The following is a 17,441-nucleotide window of genomic DNA, read 5'->3' on the forward strand; positions in this document are numbered from 1 at the left end:
GGCGCGCGCGCAGTCGCGCTACCATTCCGGATGTGGTTACGCTGCAACCCTCCCCGCCCGGCGGCGAAGACGTCGCCGACGCCTCCGCCCTGCGCCTGGACACGCGCTTTCTAGAATCGCTGATCGGCTACAACGCGCGCCGCGCAGCGCTGGCCATCATCGGCCACGTGTTGCAGCGGCTGGCCCCGTTTGGCTTGCGGGTGGTGGACTTTTCGGTGCTGACCGTCATCGCGCACAACCCGGGCGTCACCTCGCGGCAGGTTTGCGCGGCGCTGGATATCCTACCGCCCAACCTGGTGGGGCTGGTGCGGGCACTGGAGCGGCGGGGATTGGTGGAAAAACGCGGGCACCCCACGGATCGGCGCGCACAGGGACTGTATGTGACGCCGCAAGGCGCCGAGGTCCAGGCCCAGGCACAGGCCCAGGTGGGCGCCCTGGAAATCTCCGACCTCACCCACCTGGATGCCGGGGAGCGCGCCACCCTGATCCGGCTGTTGCGCAAAGTCTACCTGGGGCCCGACGCCTGAGCACCCCCGCCGGGCGAGGGGCGGCCGTTCAGACCGACACGGGCGCCGCGACAATGCGCTGTCGCTGCTCGCCCAGCACGGGGCTGCCCAGCGTGACCACATCCCCCACCTGCAGGTACACCGGCGGACGCTGGCCCATGCCGACGCCGGGGGGCGTACCGGTCAGGATCACATCGCCCGGCAGCAGCCGCATGAAACGGCTGAGGTAGCTGACGATTTGCGCCACGCCGAAAATCATGGTGCGGGTATTGCCCCGCTGGCGCGGCACCCCGTTGACGTCCAACCACAGGTCCACCGCCTGCGGGTCGGGGAGCTCGTCGGCCGTCACCAGCCAGGGCCCCAGGGGGCAATGCGTGGGGTAGCTCTTGCCCTTGATCCACTGCCCTTCCATCTCGATCTGGTGGGCGCGCTCGGACACATCGTTGGCCAGACAGTAGCCGGCCACGTGTTGCAGCGCCGCTTGCAACGGCACATGCCAGGCCGGCTGGCCGATGACGACCGCCAGCTCGACCTCCCAATCCAGCTTGTGCGCCCCCGGCGGCAGCCACACGTCGTCGTGCGGCCCGCTCACCGCGGCCGTGTGCTTGCTGAAGACGATGGGCTGCTTGGGGATGGGCAGGCCGGCTTCGGCCGCGTGGTCGGCATAATTGAGGCCGATGGCGATCACATTGCCGATCTGCCCGATGCAAGGCCCCAGCCGCTCGGCCGGATCCACCTCGGGCAGCCGGGCGGGGTCCAGGCGGGCCAGTCGGGCCAGGGCGTCGGGCCCCAGCGTGTGCGGGGCCAGATCGCCGATCACCCCGGCCAGATCGCGGCGCACCCCTTGCGCATCCAGCAAACCCGGGCGCTCGTTGCCGGGCGCCCCATGACGGAACAGTTTCATCTGCGTGGCTCCTTCGCCATCGATTCTGCACGATCCCTGCCAGCCCCCCTCTTGAACCGCCGTCGCGCACCCCCATCTGGCCCAACTGGTGTCGAACGCCTCTCGCACAACGACCATGACGACAACCATGACGAATCCCGAAAACCCACCGACCCCCACCCCCAGCGCCGATGCGCCCACCTCGTCGTCCGCCGCGCAGGACACGGCCGCGGCGGACCTGCAGGCCGAGCTGGACGCGCTGCGTCAGCGCAACGCCGAACTCAACGATCAGCTGCTGCGCGCGCTGGCCGATGCCGACAACACCCGTCGCCGCGCCGAGGAGGAAATCGCCAAAGTGCGCAAGTTTGCTGTCGAGGCGTTTGCCGAGAGCCTGCTGCCGGTGGTGGACAGCCTGGAGGCCGGCCTCGCCGTGCAGGAGGCCACGCTGCAACAGATCCGCGAGGGGGCCGAGGCGACGCTGCAGCAGCTGCTCTCCGCCTTGGCGCGCCACAAGGTCACGCCCATTGCGCCCGCCGCCGGGGCGCGCTTCGATCCGCACCAACACCAGGCCATCAGCATGGTGCCCGCCGATCAGCCGGCCAACACCGTGGTCAGCACGCTGCAAAAGGGTTACCTGATGGCCGAGCGGGTGCTGCGCCCCGCCTTGGTAACGGTTGCCGCGCCCCAGTGACCGCGCGACACCGCTCTTGAATGGCGGACAGGCATCCCCACATTCGAACCAGTTTCAACAATCCCTCGATTCAGAACCGATCAGGAGCAGCACATGGGCAAGATCATCGGCATCGACCTGGGCACCACCAACTCGTGCGTGGCCATCATGGAAGGCGGCGTCCCCAAAGTCATCGAAAACTCCGAAGGCGCGCGCACCACGCCCTCCATCGTCGCGTACATGGAGGATGGCGAAATCCTCGTCGGCGCGCCGGCCAAGCGCCAGGCCGTCACCAACCCGAAGAACACACTGTTCGCCGTCAAGCGCCTGATCGGCCGCAAGTTCGAGGAGAAGGAAGTCCAAAAAGACATCGACCTGATGCCCTACTCCATCGTCAAGGCCGACAACGGCGACGCCTGGGTGGAGGTGCGCGGCCAGAAGCTCGCCCCGCCGCAGGTCAGCGCCGAGGTGCTGCGCAAAATGAAAAAGACCGCCGAGGACTACCTGGGCGAGCCGGTGACCGAGGCCGTCATCACCGTGCCGGCTTACTTCAACGATGCGCAGCGCCAAGCGACCAAGGACGCCGGCCGCATCGCCGGGCTGGAGGTCAAGCGCATCATCAACGAGCCGACCGCCGCGGCGCTGGCTTTCGGCCTGGACAAGGCTGGCAAGGGTGACCGCAAGATCGCCGTCTATGACCTGGGCGGTGGCACGTTCGACATCTCGATCATCGAGATCGCCGACGTCGATGGCGAAAAGCAGTTCGAAGTGCTGTCCACCAATGGCGACACCTTCCTGGGTGGCGAGGACTTCGACCAGCGCATCATCGACTACATCATCACCGAGTTCAAGAAGGAACAGGGCGTCGACCTGACCAAGGACGTGCTGGCCCTGCAGCGCCTGAAGGAAGCCGCCGAAAAAGCCAAGATCGAGCTGTCCAACAGCTCGCAGACCGACATCAATCTGCCCTACATCACGGCGGACGCCACTGGGCCGAAGCACCTGAACATCAAGCTCACGCGCGCCAAGCTGGAAAGCCTGGTGGAAGAGCTGATCGAGCGCACCATCGAGCCCTGCCGCGTGGCGATCAAGGACGCCGGCGTCAAGGTCAGCGACATCGATGACGTGATCCTGGTCGGCGGCATGACGCGCATGCCCAAGGTGCAGGAGAAGGTCAAGGAGTTCTTCGGCAAGGAGCCGCGCAAGGACGTCAACCCCGACGAGGCGGTGGCGGTCGGTGCGGCCATCCAGGGCTCGGTGCTGTCGGGCGAGCGCAAGGACGTGCTGCTGCTGGACGTGACCCCGCTGTCGCTCGGTATCGAGACGATGGGCGGCGTCATGACCAAGATGATCAAGAAGAACACCACGATTCCGACCAAGTTCAGCCAGGTGTTCTCCACCGCCGAGGACAACCAGCCGGCGGTGACCATCAAGGTCTACCAGGGCGAGCGCGAGATGGCCGCGGGCAACAAGCTGCTGGGCGAGTTCAACCTGGAGGGCATTCCGCCGGCGCCGCGCGGCATCCCGCAGATCGAGGTGACCTTCGACATCGACGCCAACGGCATCCTGCACGTGTCGGCGCGCGACAAGGGCACCGGCAAGGAAAACAAGATCACCATCAAGGCCAATTCGGGTCTGACGGAGGACGAAATCGAGCGCATGGTGAAGGACGCCGAGCTCAACGCCGCCGAGGACAAGAAGAAGGTCGAGCTGGTGCAGGCCCGCAACCAGGCCGACGCGCTGGTCAGCTCGGTGCGCAAGAGCCTGAAGGACTACGGTGACAAGCTCGACGCCGGCGAGCGCGACCGCATCGAGGCCGCGATCAAAGAGGTCGAAGACGCCGTCAAGGGCGATGACAAGGCCGCCATCGAGGCCAAGACCGAGGCCCTGATGAGCGCCAGCCAGAAGCTGGGCGAGAAGATGTACGCCGACATGCAGGCGGCCCAGGCCACGGCCGACGCGCAGGCGGGCGGCGCCGGCAGCGCGGGCGGCAGCGGTGCCAAGGGCGGCGCGGACGACATCGTCGACGCCGAGGTCAAGGAGGTCAAGCGCGACTGATCGCCGTCGCTGCTTGGACGACCCCACGCCGCGCACGGGCCTCCTCCCGGCGCGGCTTTCGTGCTCATGACATCCGTGGATCGACATGGCCAAACGTGACTATTACGAAATCCTGGGCGTGGCCCGCAACGCCAGCGATGACGACATCAAAAAGGCGTACCGCAAGCTGGCCATGAAGTACCACCCTGACCGCAACCAGGGCGATTCGGCCAAAGCGGCGGAGGAGAAGTTCAAGGAGGTCAAGGAAGCCTACGAGATGCTCTCCGACCCCCAAAAGCGCGCCGCGTACGACCAGTACGGGCACGCCGGGGTGGACCCCAACATGCGGGCCGGTGGTGCGGGCGGGGACGGCTTTGCGGGCTTCTCCGAGGCGTTCGGCGACATCTTCGGTGACATCTTCGGCGCCCCGCGCGGCGGGCGCGGCCGGCAGGTATACCGTGGCAACGACCTGTCGTACGCCATGGAAATCACGCTGGAAGAAGCCGCCCGCGGCAAGGATGCGCAAATCCGCATCCCGAGCTGGGAAGACTGCGACACCTGCCACGGCACGGGCGCCAAACCCGGCACCAGCGCCAAGACCTGCCCGATCTGCCACGGCAATGGCGTGGTGCAGATGCGCCAAGGCTTTTTCAGCGTGCAGCAGACGTGCCCGCACTGCCATGGCAGCGGCAAGATCATCCCCGAGCCCTGCCCCACCTGCCGCGGCGAAGGCAAGATCAAGCGCCACAAGACCCTGGAGATCAAGATCCCGGCCGGCATCGACGACGGCATGCGCATCCGCTCCAGCGGCAACGGCGAGCCCGGGCGCAACGGCGGCCCGCCGGGTGACCTCTACATCGAGATCCGCATTCGCAAGCACGACCTGTTCGAGCGCGACGGCGACGACCTGCATGTCCAGGTGCCCATCAGCATCACCACCGCGGCGCTCGGCGGCGAGGTGGACGTGCCGACCCTGGACGGCAAGGCGACGATCGACATCCCCGAAGGTACGCAACACGGCAAGACGTTCCGGCTGCGCGGCCGCGGCATCAAGGGCGTGCGCTCCAGCTACCCCGGGGATTTGTACGCGCATATCGCGGTGGAAACCCCGGTCAAGCTGACCGAACACCAGCGCCGGCTGCTGCGCGAACTGGACGAATCGCTCAAAAAGAACGGCAACAAACACAGCCCCAACGAAAAGGGCTGGTTCGAGAAGGCGCGGGATTTTTTCTCGTGACCGGACGGGCGGCCCGCGCCCAGGCCGCCTCCGCCCTGCGCGGCCTGCGTCGCCCCCGGGACCGTTGAACAGGCAACCACCCCGGCCCGCACGCCGTCCGGTACGATGCGCGCATGGACGTGCGCATTCAATTCCTCGGTGGCGCGGGCACCGTCACCGGCTCCAAGTATCTGGTGCAGCACAACGGCGACGCGCTGCTGGTGGATTGCGGCCTGTTCCAGGGCTACAAGGCGCTGCGGCTGCGCAACCGCAACCCGCTGCCCATCGTGCCGGGGCAGATCCGCGCCGTGGTGCTGACCCACGCCCACATCGACCACAGCGGCCACCTGCCGCTGCTGGTGCGCGAAGGGTTCCACGGCAAGATCTGGTGCACCGCCGGCACGCGCGATCTGTGTGAGATTCTGCTGCCCGACAGCGCCCACTTGCAGGAGGAGGACGCCGCCTTTGCCAACCGGCACGGCTTCTCCCGCCATTCGCCCGCATTGCCACTGTACACGGTGGACGATGCGATGCGCGCGCTGCGCCATCTGCGCGCGCAGCCGCTGTACCAGCCGTTCGAGCCGATCCCTGGCTGGCGGGTGCAGTTCTTTGGCGCAGGGCACATTCTGGGGGCCGCGTCGGTGCTGATCACGGTCGGCGGGCGGCGCCTGCTGTTCTCGGGCGATCTGGGCCGCGTGGACGACACGCTGATGTTCCCGCCCGATCCCCCGCCGGGGGCTGACGTGGTGGTGGTCGAATCCACCTACGGCAACCGCCTTCACCCAGCGGGCAACCTGATCGACGAACTGGCGCCGCTGCTGGCTCGCGTCGCCGCACGCGGCGGCACCGCCGTGATTCCGGTCTTCGCGGTGGGGCGGGCGCAGGCGGTGATGCATGCGATCGACCAGCTCAAGCGCCAGCAGCGGCTGCCAAGGACGCTGCCAGTCTATCTGGACAGCCCGATGGCCATGCAGGCGACGGCGCTGCTCGCTGACCATCCGGGGGAGCACCGCCTCAGCGCAGCCCAGGTGCACCACATGACCCACGGGGTGCAGGCGGCGCGCACGCCGGACGAATCCAAGGCCATCGCGCGCCACCACGGCCCCAAGGTGATCCTCGCCGGCAGCGGCATGGCCACGGGCGGTCGGGTGCTGCACCACCTCAAGCTCTACCTGGGGGACCACCGGCACATGGTCATCCTCACCGGGTACCAGGCGCCCGGTACCCGGGGCGATGCGCTGCAGCGCGGCGCCCCGACGGTCCGCATCCACGGCCAGGACTGGGCCGTGCAGGCCGAAGTGGCGCTTCTGCAAACCGCGTCGGCCCATGCCGACGCCGACGGGCTGATGGCCTGGCTGCGCGCCATCCCGGGCGAGCCCCGCCGCGTCTTCGTCACCCACGGCGAGGCAGATGCGGCCGACGCTCTGCGCAGCCGCATCGAACGGGAGCTGCACCGCTCGGCGCTCGTGCCCGAGCACGGCTCCACTTGGGCGGTGTGAGCGCTCTACAGAGCGGTCACCGCCCGCCCGCCCCGCCCGTGGCCTCGGACAAAAAACGCCATAGCGCCTCGTCTTCGCAGAAGGCGACATTAAAGCGCAGCCACGGGCTGGGTGACAGATCCAGTCCAAACAAGTGGCCTGGCCCAAGCAGAATGTCCTGCTCCGCCGCCTGGTAGGCCAGCGTCGAGGCGTTGTCGATCGCGGGGTGCCGCGCCCACAGGAACATGCCCGCCGCAGGCTGCGCAAACAGCCCGAAGCCCTTGCGCTCGAGCCGCTCGGCGGTGCGCTGATGTGCATCGGCCAGACGCTGGCGCAGCACGCGCAGGTGCTTGCGCCAGCGGCCGTCGATCAACGCCCCGTAGGCCAGGCGCTCCGAAAACTCGGATGACGTCAACCCCGAGATCATCTTGAGCTGCGCCAAGTCCTCCAGCACATCGGGGTGCGCAGCGACGTAGCCAACGCGCAGGTTGGGCGAGATCGTTTTGGAAAAACTGCCAATGTGCACCACGCGCTGCAACTGGTCCAGACTGGCGAGCGACGGGCGCGGCTCCGGATCCAGATCGGCGTAGATGTCGTTTTCCACGACGCGCAGTTGGTGGCGTTCGGCGAGCTGCACCACCCGGTGCAAATGGGACAGATGCGCCACGGAACCGGTGGGGCTTTGCAGCCGCGGCTGGGTGAAAAAGACCTTGGGCCGGTGCTCCAGAATGCGCGCTTCCAGCGCGGCCAGGTCCCAGCCCTGCGGGGTGCGGGGCACGCCGATCAGCCGCGCGCCGAGAAAGCGCAGCGAGAACAGCAGGTTTGGGTAGCCGGGCTCGTCCACCAACACGGCATCGCCCGGCTGTACCAAGCGCCGCGCCACCAGATCCATCGCCTGGCTGGAGCCGTGGGTCAACAGCACCTGGTCGCTGGTCAGCACGATTTCCTGCTCGGCCAGCAGGTCGCGCACCAATTGCCGCAGCGGGGTAAAGCCCTTGGGTTCGCCATATCCGCCCAAATCCACCGAATCACCCGCCAGCGCACGCAGGCTGCGCTTGAGTCCGTCGCCAAACAGCCAGTCGTTGGGGAGCCAGCCACAGCCGGGTTTCAGGCGCAGGTTGCGGTTCTCGAACACCCGCCGCAAATACCACATCGAGTCGAAGTGGTACTGGGGCCCGGGGCCGGCCGCCGCCTCGGCATGACTCTCGCGGCTGCGCACGAAAAAACCCGAGTGCGGCCGCGAGACGAAATACCCCAGCGCCACCAGCCGGTCGTAGGCATCGACCACGGTGTACACGCTCACGCCGTGCGCATGCGCAAACTGCCGGATCGATGGCGCCTTGGCCCCGGGACGCAGCACGCCGGCGCGGATCAGCTCACGAAAACCATCGACGATCTGCAGCACCAGGGGCGTGGGGTGTTGGGGGTCCAGGGTGAACATCGGATCCAATCTGTATTGGGCGTCGGGGCAATACAGTGCATCGGCACAAAAGACGCCTCTGTATATGTTATCGGGCCGGTGGGCCGATACAGTGCAGCCCATCGTGGCGGCCGTCCCCCGCGCCGCCGTCCCCCGATCGGAGACCTCCATGCACAGCGACCCCCAACTGCAATCCGCCGCCCAGACCAACGCCGCCCTGATGGCCCGCCGCCGCGCCGCCCTGCCTGCCGGCCTGGGCCAGACCTACGAGGTCTTCGCCGACCATGCCGAAGGCGCCGAGATCTGGGACGTCGAGGGCCGCCGCTACATCGACTTTGCCGGCGGCATCGCCGTGCTCAACACCGGCCACCGCCACCCCAAGATCGTCGAGGCGGTCAAAGCCCAGCTCGACAAGGTGCACCACACCTGCTTCCAGGTGCTGGCCTACGAACCCTATGTCGAACTGGCCGAGCGCCTCATCGCCAAGGCCCCAGGCAACTTCCCCAAGAAAGCCTTCTTCCTGTCCACCGGGGCCGAGGCGGTGGAAAACGCCATCAAAATCGCGCGCGCAGCCACCCAGCGGCAAGCGGTAATCGCCTTCGGCGGCGGCTTCCACGGCCGCACCCTGCTGGGCATGGCGCTGACCGGCAAGGTGGCCCCGTACAAAGCGGGCTTTGGGCCCTTCCCGGCCGAGATCTACCACGCCGAATACCCCAACCCGCTGCACGGCATCAGCGTGGCCGACGCCCTGCGCTCGGTGGAGCACATCTTCAAATACGACGTGGAGCCGCAGCGCGTGGCCGCCATCATCCTGGAGCCGGTGCAAGGCGAAGGCGGCTTCTACGTGGCCCCGCCCGAATTCGCCCAGGCCCTGCGCACGCTGTGCGACCAGCACGGCATCGTGCTGATTGCCGACGAGGTGCAAACCGGCGCCGGCCGCACCGGCACCTGGCTGGCCTGCGAACAGTGGGGCGTGGCCCCCGACCTCATCACCATGGCCAAGAGCATGGCGGGGGGCTTCCCGCTGTCGGCCGTCATCGGCAAGGCCGAGATCATGGACAAACCCCTGCCCGGCGGCCTGGGCGGCACCTACGCCGGCAACCCGCTGGCTTGCGCCGCCGCGCTGGCCGTGCTGGACGTGTTCGAGGAAGAGCGGCTGCTGGAGCGCTCCCGCGCCGTGGGCGAACGCCTGAAAGCCGGACTGCGCGCGCTGGCGCAGCAGCACGCGGAGATTCAAGACGTGCGCGGCCTGGGCGCCATGGTGGCCATCGAACTGTTCGACGGCGGCGACCACAGCAAACCCGCGGCCGAACTGACCAAACGCATGTGCGCCGAAGCGCTCAAGCGCGGGCTGGTGCTGCTGTCGTGCGGCGTGTATGCCAACGTCATCCGCATCCTGGTGCCCCTGACCGCCAGCGACGCCCTGCTGGACGAGGGCCTGGCCATCATGGGTGAGGCGCTGAAGACGGCAAAGGGGTGACAGGTCGGGCCGGCATGTGGTCACTCGTAATGTGACCACATGCGCAACACCTTCACGGTGTGCTCGTCGGTCAACACCTGATAGACCAAACGGTGTTGGATGTTGATGCGCCTGGAGTAAGTGCCGGCCAAGTCACCCACCAGCTTCTCGTAGGGCGGCGGGTTCTGGAACGGATTGGCCCGGAGCACCGCCAGCAACTCCTGGGCCTTCGGTTTCAAGCCTGCAGCGGCCAGTTTGAGGGCATCTTTTTGCGCATGCTTGGCAAAAACCACCACCCACGTCACCAGTCAAGCTCCTGGGCGCAGTTCTCCACGGGTTCGACCATGCCTTCTTTGATGGACTCGCGCATACCGGGCACGGACAGCAGGTACAGCGTTTCCTGAATCGCCTGCCAGTCTTCCGCAGACACCAACACCGCATCGTGCCGCTTGCCGGTGATGGTGATGGGCTGGTGCGACTCGGCCGCCTGGTCCATCAAGCGATAGAGTTTGGATCGTGCGTCGCTGGCAGAGAGGATTTGCATCGGTAGGGGCTCCTGGCACGAAAGCGTACGATTTTTGGTACGAAAAGTCAATGCACCGCGGGGGCTGACCCGTCCCAGCACCACGGGCATGGCATTTGATTTTTCAAACTTGACTACACAGCAACACCCGGCGCGGTCTGGCACTGCTGCAACACCCACTCCCTGAACACCGCCAGCGCCGGCCGCTCGGCCACCTGGGGCTGCACCAGGTAGTAAGCCCGCTGGGCTTTCAAGGGCCGCGGGCAGGCCACCACCAATGCGCCGCTGGCCAGTTCGTCCTGCACCAGCAGGGTGGGCATGAGCGCCACGCCCAGGCCGGCCATGGCGGCGGCGGCCTGCATAGAAAACAACTCATACCTGGGGCCGGCCATGGCGCGGGGGGCGTCCACGCCTTGGGCGTCGAACCACTGGCGCCAAGCCTCGGGCCGCGTGGACTGTTGCAACAGCGGCCATTCGGCCAGCGCGGCCGGCTCGACGGGTTGGCCTTGCGGCAGCAGGCGCGGGCTGCACACGGGCAGCACGTCTTCGTCCATCAAGTGGGTGGCCTGGGTGCCAGCCCATTGCTGCAGTTGCTGTGGCGTGCCGGCCCACAGGGCAGCGTCGATGCCGGTGTCGGTGAACAGGAAGGGGCGGGTGCGGGTTTCCAGATGCACCAGCAAGTCGGGGTGTTGTGCGGCCAGCCGGGGCAGACGGGGAATGAGCCAACGGGTGGCAAAGGTGGGCACGGTGGCCAGCGTCAGGCTGTCCCCTTGGCCGCCGCGGCCCATCAGGTCCACCGCATCGCGCTCCAGGGCATCGAGCCGCTGGCGGACTTGGCGGGCGTAGTCGGCCCCGGCGGGGGTGAGCGCCATGCCGTGTTGGGTGCGCTTGAACAGCGGCACGCCCAAAAACGCCTCCAGCGCCGCAACCTGGCGCGAGACGGCGCCCTGCGTCAGGTTCAGCTCTTGCGCGGCACGGGTGAAGCTCTGGTGGCGGGCCGCCGCCTCGAAGCAGTTCAAGGCTTGGATGGAGGGAAGCTTGCGCCTCATGGTCATGCCTCGGTTTGTCGTGCGGCTACGCAGTCCCGCCCCAGCAGGCCTGCACCGCTTTTATTCGATTCGATCATATCTGACCGAAAATTTTTCGTTTGCCAAGCCCAATTCGCCGCTTTAGGATGCGCACGTTGACAACCCCTCCAGATGTGAGACATCCCCATGGCTTCCCTCGCCCGCTTTTCCTGGTCCGACCCCTTTCTGCTGGATGACCAGCTCACCGACGAAGAGCGCCAGGTGCGCGATGCGGCCCACGCCTACTGCCAGGAGCGCCTGCTGCCCCGGGTGCAAGAGGCCTTCCGCCACGAAAAGACCGACCGCGCCATCTTCAACGAGATGGGTGAACTCGGCCTGCTGGGCCCCACCATCCCCGAGCAGTACGGCGGCGCGGGCCTGAACTACGTGTGCTATGGCCTGGTGGCGCGCGAGGTGGAGCGCGTGGACAGCGGCTACCGCAGCATGATGAGCGTGCAAAGCTCGCTGGTGATGGTGCCGATCTACGAATTCGGCACCGAGGCGCAGAAGCAGAAATACCTGCCCAAGCTGGCCACGGGCGAATGGGTGGGCTGCTTTGGCCTGACGGAGCCCAACCACGGCTCCGACCCGGGGAGCATGATCACCCGGGCCAAGAAGGTGCCGGGCGGCTACAGCCTGAGCGGCGCCAAGATGTGGATCACCAACTCCCCCATCGCCGACGTGTTCGTCGTCTGGGCCAAGGACGATGAGGGGCAGATTCGCGGCTTCATTCTGGAAAAGGGTTGGAAGGGCCTGAGCGCCCCCGCCGTGCACGGCAAGGTGGGCCTGCGGGCGTCCATCACCGGCGAAATCGTGATGGACGAGGTGTTCTGCCCCGAAGAAAACGCCTTCCCCGAAATCCGCGGCCTCAAAGGACCCTTCACCTGCCTGAACAGCGCACGCTACGGCATCGCGTGGGGGGCGCTCGGCGCGGCGGAGGACTGCTACTTCCGCGCCCGCCAGTATGTGCTGGACCGCCAGCAGTTCGGCCGCCCGCTGGCCGCCAACCAGCTCATCCAGAAAAAGCTGGCCGACATGCTGACCGAAATCAGCCTGGGCCTGCAAGGCTGCCTGCGCCTGGGGCGGCTGAAGGACGAGGGCAAGGCCGCGGTGGAGATCACCTCCATCCTCAAACGCAACAGCTGCGGCAAGGCGCTGGACATTGCCCGCATGGCCCGCGACATGATGGGCGGCAACGGCATCAGCGACGAATACGGCGTGGCCCGCCACCTGGTGAACCTGGAGGTGGTCAACACCTACGAGGGCACGCACGACATCCACGCGCTGATCCTGGGCCGCGCGATCACGGGCATTGCGGCCTTCTCGGCCTGACGCGCCATGGTGCCGAATGCCACTTCGGGCGCCCCGGGCGCCCGTGCCGATGTTCCCCGCCCGCTGGCGGGTGTGCGGGTGTTGGACCTGTCGCGCGTCCTGGCCGGCCCGTGGGCCAGCCAAATCCTGGCCGACTACGGGGCCGACGTGATCAAAGTGGAGCGCCCGGGCAGCGGCGACGACACGCGTGCCTGGGGTCCGCCCTGGTGGCAGCCCGACCCGACCCGGGGGGACGAACGGGTGGCCGCCTACTTCGTCTGCGCCAACCGGGGCAAGCGCTCGGTGGCGATCGACATCGCCAGCCCCGAGGGTATCCAGCAGGTGCGCGAGCTGGCACGCGACGCCGATGTGCTGATCGAAAACTACAAGGTCGGCCAACTGGCCAAGTACGGGCTGGATGCGCGCAACCTGCAGGCCATCAACCCGCGTCTGATCTACTGCTCCATCACCGGTTACGGCCAAAATGGCCCGCTGGCGCACAAGGCCGGCTACGACTTTGCCATCCAGGCCGAGGGCGGGTTGATGAGCATCACCGGCGATCCCGATGGCGAGCCGCAGAAGGTGGGCGTGGCCGTGACCGACCTGATGACCGGCGTGTACGCGGCCACCGCCATCCTGGCCGCACTGCACGAGCGCCAACGCACCGGCCGCGGACGGGTGCTGGATGCGTCGCTGTTCGATGTGCAGGTGGCCATGCTGGCCAATCAGGCCAGCAACCAGCTCATCGGACAGCGAACGCCGCGACGCATGGGCAATGCGCACCCCAACATCGTCCCCTATCAGGCGTTCCCCACCCGCGACGGGCACTTGGTGCTGGCGGTGGGCAATGACGGGCAGTTTCAGCGCTTTTGCGAGGTGGCCGGCCATCCCGAGGTGGCCCGCGATGCGCGTTTTGCCACCAACCCGGCGCGGGTGGAGCACCGCGGCATCCTGGTGCCGCAGATCGCCGAGTGGACCCGCACGCGCGACACGGCCGAATGGGTGCGACAACTGGATACCGCTGGCGTGCCCTGCGCGCCGATTCACGACATTGGACAGGTGATGGCCCACCCCCATGTACAGGCGCGCGGCATGGTGCTGCCGGCCGCACCGGGGCGCCCGCCGATGGTGGCACACCCGGTGCTCTTCGACGGCCAGCGGCCCACGGCGCAGCGCCCGCCCCCGGTGCTGAACGCGGACCGGGCGGCATGGGCCGACGGCTCCAGCGGGCGCTGAGCGCGTCATACCGGCAGACGGTGCCCCCCATGGGGACATAGTCATGGCTGGCATGCACCATCTGCCAGCACGACGTTGCCACAACCATCCTCGACACACCATAGGGGTTTCCCTGTAGCGGAGGTGGCGGCAGCACACCCGGGCCGATGACCGGCCCCAACTGTATCGGCGACGGGGTCCATTGCCCGGTAGATTTGCGTCAGTGGTACTTGACAACGACGCATGACGACAAAAGCCCGCCTGGTCACCTTCTCCGGCGTCCAGAAGACCTATGACGGCGAGCACCTGGTGGTGCGCGACCTGCATCTCGACATCGAAGCGGGGGAGTTCCTCTCGCTGCTGGGGCCGTCCGGCTCGGGCAAGACCACCACGCTGATGATGCTGGCCGGCTTCGAAACCCCCACGGCGGGTGAAATCCAGCTGCGCGGGCGGGACATCACCCACACCCCGCCACACAAGCGGCACTTCGGGATGGTGTTCCAAAACTATGCGCTCTTTCCCCACATGACGGTGGCGGACAACATCGCCTATCCGCTGACCGTGCGCCGTATGCCGCGTGCAGAGCGCGAAGCCAAGGTCAAGCGCGCGCTGGACATGGTGCAGATGGGGCGCATGGCGGACCGTTACCCGGCGCAACTGTCCGGCGGGCAGCAGCAGCGCGTGGCCCTGGCCCGGGCGCTGGTGTTCGACCCCCAGCTCGTGCTGATGGACGAGCCGCTGGGCGCCCTGGACAAGCAGTTGCGCGAGCACATGCAAATCGAGCTGAAGGCGCTGCACCGGCAACTGGGCATCACCTTCGTCTACGTCACGCACGACCAGTCCGAGGCGCTGACCATGTCGGACCGCGTGGCCGTGTTCAACGAGGGCGTGATCCAGCAGATCGACCGCGTCGACCGCCTGTACGAAACGCCGGTCAACCGCTTCGTCGCCTCCTTCGTCGGGGACAACACGGCGCTGGAGGGCCGCGTGGTCGAGACCGCGGGCACGGACGCCATCGTGGCGCTGCCCGACGGGACCCGGCTGCGCGGGCTCAACGTCAACGGTGCGGCCACCGGCGACGCCGTGCAATGCTGCGTACGGCCCGAACGCATCGAGGTGCTGGAACACGACAGCCCCCACCCCGATGGCAACGTGATCGACGCCGTGCTGGACGATGTCATCTACTTCGGCGATCACCTGCGGCTGCGCTGCCGGCGCCCCGGCGGCGCGGAGGTGACGGCCAAGCGCCCGCTGTCGCAGCGGCCGCATGCCCCCGGCGACACACTGAGGCTGCATCTGCCGGCGGCCCATTTGCGCTGTTACCGCTGACCCCCCTTTCCCCCCACCCACAGGAGAACCCTGACCATGCGTCTCACCGCCACGCTCCTTGCGATCGCCGCCCTGTGCGGCACCGCCGCCCATGCGCAGCAATCTCTTACCGTGGTCAACTTCGGCGGCGCCAACGGCGCGGCCCAGAAGAAGGCCTACTTCGAGCCGTTCGAGAAGACCCACAACGTGCGCATCACCGGTGTGGAGTACAACGGCGAACAGGCCCGCATCAAGGCCATGGTCGAAGCCAAGAAGGTCACCTGGGACGTGGTCGAGGTCGAAAGCCCCGACGTCAACCGCGGCTGTGACGAAGGCCTGTTCGAACGCCTGGACTGGGGCAAGATCGGCAACAAGGCCGACTTTCAGCCCGCCGCGGTGCACGAGTGCGGCGTGGGCATCTTCATCTGGTCCACGGTGCTGGCCTACGACGGCGACCGCCTGAAGACGCCGCCAACGAGCTGGGCTGATTTCTGGAATGTGCAGAAATTCCCGGGTAAGCGCGCCATGCGCAAGGGCGCACGCTACAACCTGGAGTTCGCGCTGATGGCCGATGGCGTCAAACCGGCCGACGTGTACAAAGTGCTGGCCACGAAGGAAGGCGCGGATCGGGCATTTCGCAAACTGACCGAACTCAAGCCCCACATCCAGTGGTGGGAAGCGGGCGCGCAGCCGCCGCAGTTCCTGGTCGCGGGCGACGTGATCATGTCCACCGCCTACAACGGCCGCATCGACGCCGCCCAGCGCGAGGGCCGCAACCTCAAGATCAGCTGGAGCGGCGGCATCTACGATCTGGACTACTGGGTCATCCCCAAGGGCTCGCCCAACCGCGACCTGGCGCACCGCTTCATCGCCGCTGCGAGCACACCTGAAGCCCAGGCCGAGTACGCCAAGCTGATCTCCTACGGCCCCACCAACAACAAGGCGCTGGCGCGACTGGACGCCAAGGTGCTGGAGCAACTGCCCACCTCGCCGGCCAACGGCAAGGATGCGCTGCGCTTTGACATCCGCTTCTGGGCCGACCAGGGCGAGGCTCTGGAGAAGCGCTTCGCGGCGTGGGCGGCGCAATGACGGCGGCGGTGGCGATCCCGGGCGGCGCCGACTTGGCGCGGCAATTGCGCCGCGCCCAGCGCCGGCAGCAGTGGCGCGCGGCGGCGCTGACCGCTCCGCTGTTGCTGTTCCTGCTGGTGTTCTTCCTGGTGCCGCTGGGCAGCCTGCTGGTGCGCGCGGTGGAAAACCCGGAGGTCGCCGACGCCCTGCCGGCCACCGCGCGGGCGCTGGCCGACTGGGACGGCAACACCGCGCCGCCCGCGGCCGCCTACGCGGCCATTGCCGCCGACCTGGGCGCCATCACCGAAACCGCGCGGGCCGGCGCCTTGGCCCGCCGCCTCAACAGCGAGGCGCCCGGCGCTCGCTCGCTGATCATGGGCACGTACCGCGCCGTGCGCGATTGGACGGCGCCACCTGGCGACGCCGATCAGGCCCGCCAAGCCCTGTTGGAGCTGGACGCCCGCTGGGAGGAACTGCCGTACTGGCAAGCCATCGCCAAGAACACGCAGCGCTGGACGCCGGACTACCTGCTGGCGTCGGTGGACCTGCGCCGATCCGTGGACGGGGCCATCGAACGCATCCCCGCCGACGAAGCGGTGTTCTCGCAGATTCTGTGGCGCACCTTCGAGATCAGCGCCGTCGTGACGCTGGTCGCGCTGCTGATGGCCTACCCGCTGGCCTACTGGCTCAGCACCCTGCCCGAGCGGCGCGCCAATTTGCTGCTGATCCTGGTGCTGCTGCCGTTTTGGACGTCGGTTCTGGTGCGCATCGCGGCCTGGATCGTGCTGCTGCAGAACAACGGCCTCATCAACCACTGGCTGCAGACCATTGGGCTGACCAACGGGCCGCTGCCGCTGCTGTTCAACCGCACCGGCGTCATCATCGCCATGGTGCACATCTTGCTGCCATTCATGATTCTGCCGCTGTACAGCGTGATGAAAACCGTGCCGCCCAATTACCTGCGCGCCGCCGTCTCGCTGGGCAGCCATCCGCTGGCGGCCTTCGTGCGCGTGGTGCTGCCGCAGACCTATCCGGGCATCGCCGCGGGCAGCCTGCTGGTGTTCATCACCTCCATCGGCTACTACGTCACGCCGGCGCTGCTGGGCGGCGCCAGCGACCAGATGCTCAGCTACTACATCGCCCAGTACACCAACGTCGAGGTCAACTGGGGCATGGCCTGCGCCCTAGGGGCCGTGCTGTTGTCGGCCACACTGGTGCTGTTCGTGTTCTACCGGCGCGTCTCGCGCGGCGGACTTAGCCTGGGTTGAAGGGGAATCCGA

General features: G+C 67.5%; 16 protein-coding genes. 11 read left to right on the plus strand and 5 right to left on the minus strand.

The window, feature by feature from the left end; genetic code table 11:
• Positions 1-23 precede the first annotated feature (23 nt).
• Positions 24-527 carry a MarR family winged helix-turn-helix transcriptional regulator gene (locus ACK4TH_RS01285; RefSeq protein WP_409621660.1) on the plus strand — a complete coding sequence of 168 codons (504 nt, stop codon included), beginning with the start codon at positions 24-26 and terminating at the stop codon, positions 525-527.
• A 28-nt stretch (positions 528-555) separates the two neighbouring features.
• On the opposite strand, the gene ACK4TH_RS01290 is transcribed toward ACK4TH_RS01285, so the two are convergent.
• Entirely contained in the window at positions 556-1,410 is an 855-nt protein-coding gene (locus ACK4TH_RS01290; RefSeq protein WP_409621526.1) for a fumarylacetoacetate hydrolase family protein, read from the minus strand.
• A gap of 127 nt (positions 1,411-1,537) precedes the next feature.
• On the opposite strand from ACK4TH_RS01290, the gene grpE reads away from it, so the two are divergent.
• The 4 genes from grpE (at position 1,538) to ACK4TH_RS01310 (ending at position 6,811) form a co-directional block, all read left to right on the plus strand.
• Complete coding sequence (grpE, locus tag ACK4TH_RS01295) at positions 1,538-2,080, plus strand: nucleotide exchange factor GrpE (RefSeq protein ID WP_409621529.1); 543 nt, start codon at positions 1,538-1,540, stop codon at positions 2,078-2,080.
• 93 nt (positions 2,081-2,173) lie between these two features.
• Positions 2,174-4,117 carry a molecular chaperone DnaK gene (dnaK, locus tag ACK4TH_RS01300; protein WP_409621532.1) on the plus strand — a complete coding sequence of 648 codons (1,944 nt, stop codon included), beginning with the start codon at positions 2,174-2,176 and terminating at the stop codon, positions 4,115-4,117.
• An 85-nt stretch (positions 4,118-4,202) separates the two neighbouring features.
• The gene (gene dnaJ / locus ACK4TH_RS01305; RefSeq protein WP_409621536.1) at positions 4,203-5,333 is read left to right on the plus strand and encodes a molecular chaperone DnaJ; all 1,131 of its coding nucleotides are present in this window, start codon (positions 4,203-4,205) and stop codon (positions 5,331-5,333) included.
• 113 nt (positions 5,334-5,446) lie between these two features.
• Positions 5,447-6,811 carry an MBL fold metallo-hydrolase gene (locus ACK4TH_RS01310; protein WP_409621538.1) on the plus strand — a complete coding sequence of 455 codons (1,365 nt, stop codon included), beginning with the start codon at positions 5,447-5,449 and terminating at the stop codon, positions 6,809-6,811.
• Positions 6,812-6,827: 16 nt separating this feature from the next.
• On the opposite strand, the gene ACK4TH_RS01315 is transcribed toward ACK4TH_RS01310, so the two are convergent.
• Positions 6,828-8,231 (minus strand): PLP-dependent aminotransferase family protein, encoded by a 1,404-nt coding sequence (locus tag ACK4TH_RS01315; RefSeq protein WP_409621541.1) that lies wholly within the window; start codon positions 8,229-8,231, stop codon positions 6,828-6,830.
• Between the two features lie 148 nt (positions 8,232-8,379).
• Between ACK4TH_RS01315 and gabT the strand changes: the two genes are divergently transcribed.
• Entirely contained in the window at positions 8,380-9,690 is a 1,311-nt protein-coding gene (gene gabT, locus ACK4TH_RS01320) for a 4-aminobutyrate--2-oxoglutarate transaminase (protein ID WP_409621544.1), read from the plus strand.
• A 20-nt stretch (positions 9,691-9,710) separates the two neighbouring features.
• On the opposite strand, the gene ACK4TH_RS01325 is transcribed toward gabT, so the two are convergent.
• From ACK4TH_RS01325 to ACK4TH_RS01335, 3 genes are all read right to left on the minus strand, one after another.
• A complete protein-coding gene (locus ACK4TH_RS01325) occupies positions 9,711-9,974 on the minus strand; it encodes a Txe/YoeB family addiction module toxin (protein ID WP_409621547.1) in 264 nt (87 codons plus the stop codon).
• Positions 9,971-10,213: a type II toxin-antitoxin system Phd/YefM family antitoxin gene (locus ACK4TH_RS01330; protein ID WP_409621550.1), complete on the minus strand. Its 243-nt coding sequence runs from the start codon at positions 10,211-10,213 to the stop codon at positions 9,971-9,973. Before ACK4TH_RS01330 ends, ACK4TH_RS01325 begins: the two co-directional genes overlap by 4 nt.
• Positions 10,214-10,326: 113 nt before the next feature.
• On the minus strand, positions 10,327-11,241 hold the full coding sequence (locus ACK4TH_RS01335) for a LysR substrate-binding domain-containing protein (RefSeq protein ID WP_409621553.1): 915 nt from the start codon (positions 11,239-11,241) through the stop codon (positions 10,327-10,329).
• Between the two features lie 165 nt (positions 11,242-11,406).
• Between ACK4TH_RS01335 and ACK4TH_RS01340 the strand changes: the two genes are divergently transcribed.
• From ACK4TH_RS01340 to ACK4TH_RS01360, 5 genes are all read left to right on the plus strand, one after another.
• Positions 11,407-12,591, plus strand: coding sequence for an acyl-CoA dehydrogenase (locus tag ACK4TH_RS01340; protein ID WP_409621556.1), 1,185 nt, complete (start codon positions 11,407-11,409; stop codon positions 12,589-12,591).
• Between the two features lie 6 nt (positions 12,592-12,597).
• Complete coding sequence (locus ACK4TH_RS01345) at positions 12,598-13,806, plus strand: CaiB/BaiF CoA transferase family protein (RefSeq protein ID WP_409621559.1); 1,209 nt, start codon at positions 12,598-12,600, stop codon at positions 13,804-13,806.
• A 222-nt stretch (positions 13,807-14,028) separates the two neighbouring features.
• Positions 14,029-15,114: an ABC transporter ATP-binding protein gene (locus ACK4TH_RS01350; RefSeq protein ID WP_409621562.1), complete on the plus strand. Its 1,086-nt coding sequence runs from the start codon at positions 14,029-14,031 to the stop codon at positions 15,112-15,114.
• 36 nt (positions 15,115-15,150) lie between these two features.
• The gene (locus ACK4TH_RS01355) at positions 15,151-16,182 is read left to right on the plus strand and encodes an ABC transporter substrate-binding protein (RefSeq protein WP_409621565.1); all 1,032 of its coding nucleotides are present in this window, start codon (positions 15,151-15,153) and stop codon (positions 16,180-16,182) included.
• Positions 16,179-17,429: an ABC transporter permease gene (locus tag ACK4TH_RS01360; protein WP_409621663.1), complete on the plus strand. Its 1,251-nt coding sequence runs from the start codon at positions 16,179-16,181 to the stop codon at positions 17,427-17,429. The genes ACK4TH_RS01355 and ACK4TH_RS01360 overlap by 4 nt, the downstream gene beginning before the upstream one ends.
• The last annotated feature ends 12 nt before the right edge of the window (positions 17,430-17,441 follow it).

Source organism: Tepidimonas sp., from assembly GCF_046292505.1.
Classification (GTDB): domain Bacteria; phylum Pseudomonadota; class Gammaproteobacteria; order Burkholderiales; family Burkholderiaceae_C; genus Tepidimonas.

Coding starts and splice junctions, on each gene's coding strand:
- ACK4TH_RS01310 (WP_409621538.1), top strand. CDS start 5,447: ATGGACGTGCGCATTCAATTCCTCGGTGGCGCGGGCACCGTCACCGGC.
- ACK4TH_RS01355 (WP_409621565.1), top strand. CDS start 15,151: ATGCGTCTCACCGCCACGCTCCTTGCGATCGCCGCCCTGTGCGGCACC.
- ACK4TH_RS01290 (WP_409621526.1), bottom strand. CDS start 1,410: ATGAAACTGTTCCGTCATGGGGCGCCCGGCAACGAGCGCCCGGGTTTG.
- dnaK (WP_409621532.1), top strand. CDS start 2,174: ATGGGCAAGATCATCGGCATCGACCTGGGCACCACCAACTCGTGCGTG.
- ACK4TH_RS01340 (WP_409621556.1), top strand. CDS start 11,407: ATGGCTTCCCTCGCCCGCTTTTCCTGGTCCGACCCCTTTCTGCTGGAT.
- ACK4TH_RS01335 (WP_409621553.1), bottom strand. CDS start 11,241: ATGAGGCGCAAGCTTCCCTCCATCCAAGCCTTGAACTGCTTCGAGGCG.
- ACK4TH_RS01315 (WP_409621541.1), bottom strand. CDS start 8,231: ATGTTCACCCTGGACCCCCAACACCCCACGCCCCTGGTGCTGCAGATC.
- dnaJ (WP_409621536.1), top strand. CDS start 4,203: ATGGCCAAACGTGACTATTACGAAATCCTGGGCGTGGCCCGCAACGCC.
- grpE (WP_409621529.1), top strand. CDS start 1,538: ATGACGAATCCCGAAAACCCACCGACCCCCACCCCCAGCGCCGATGCG.
- ACK4TH_RS01360 (WP_409621663.1), top strand. CDS start 16,179: ATGACGGCGGCGGTGGCGATCCCGGGCGGCGCCGACTTGGCGCGGCAA.
- ACK4TH_RS01330 (WP_409621550.1), bottom strand. CDS start 10,213: ATGCAAATCCTCTCTGCCAGCGACGCACGATCCAAACTCTATCGCTTG.
- ACK4TH_RS01345 (WP_409621559.1), top strand. CDS start 12,598: ATGGTGCCGAATGCCACTTCGGGCGCCCCGGGCGCCCGTGCCGATGTT.
- ACK4TH_RS01350 (WP_409621562.1), top strand. CDS start 14,029: ATGACGACAAAAGCCCGCCTGGTCACCTTCTCCGGCGTCCAGAAGACC.
- gabT (WP_409621544.1), top strand. CDS start 8,380: ATGCACAGCGACCCCCAACTGCAATCCGCCGCCCAGACCAACGCCGCC.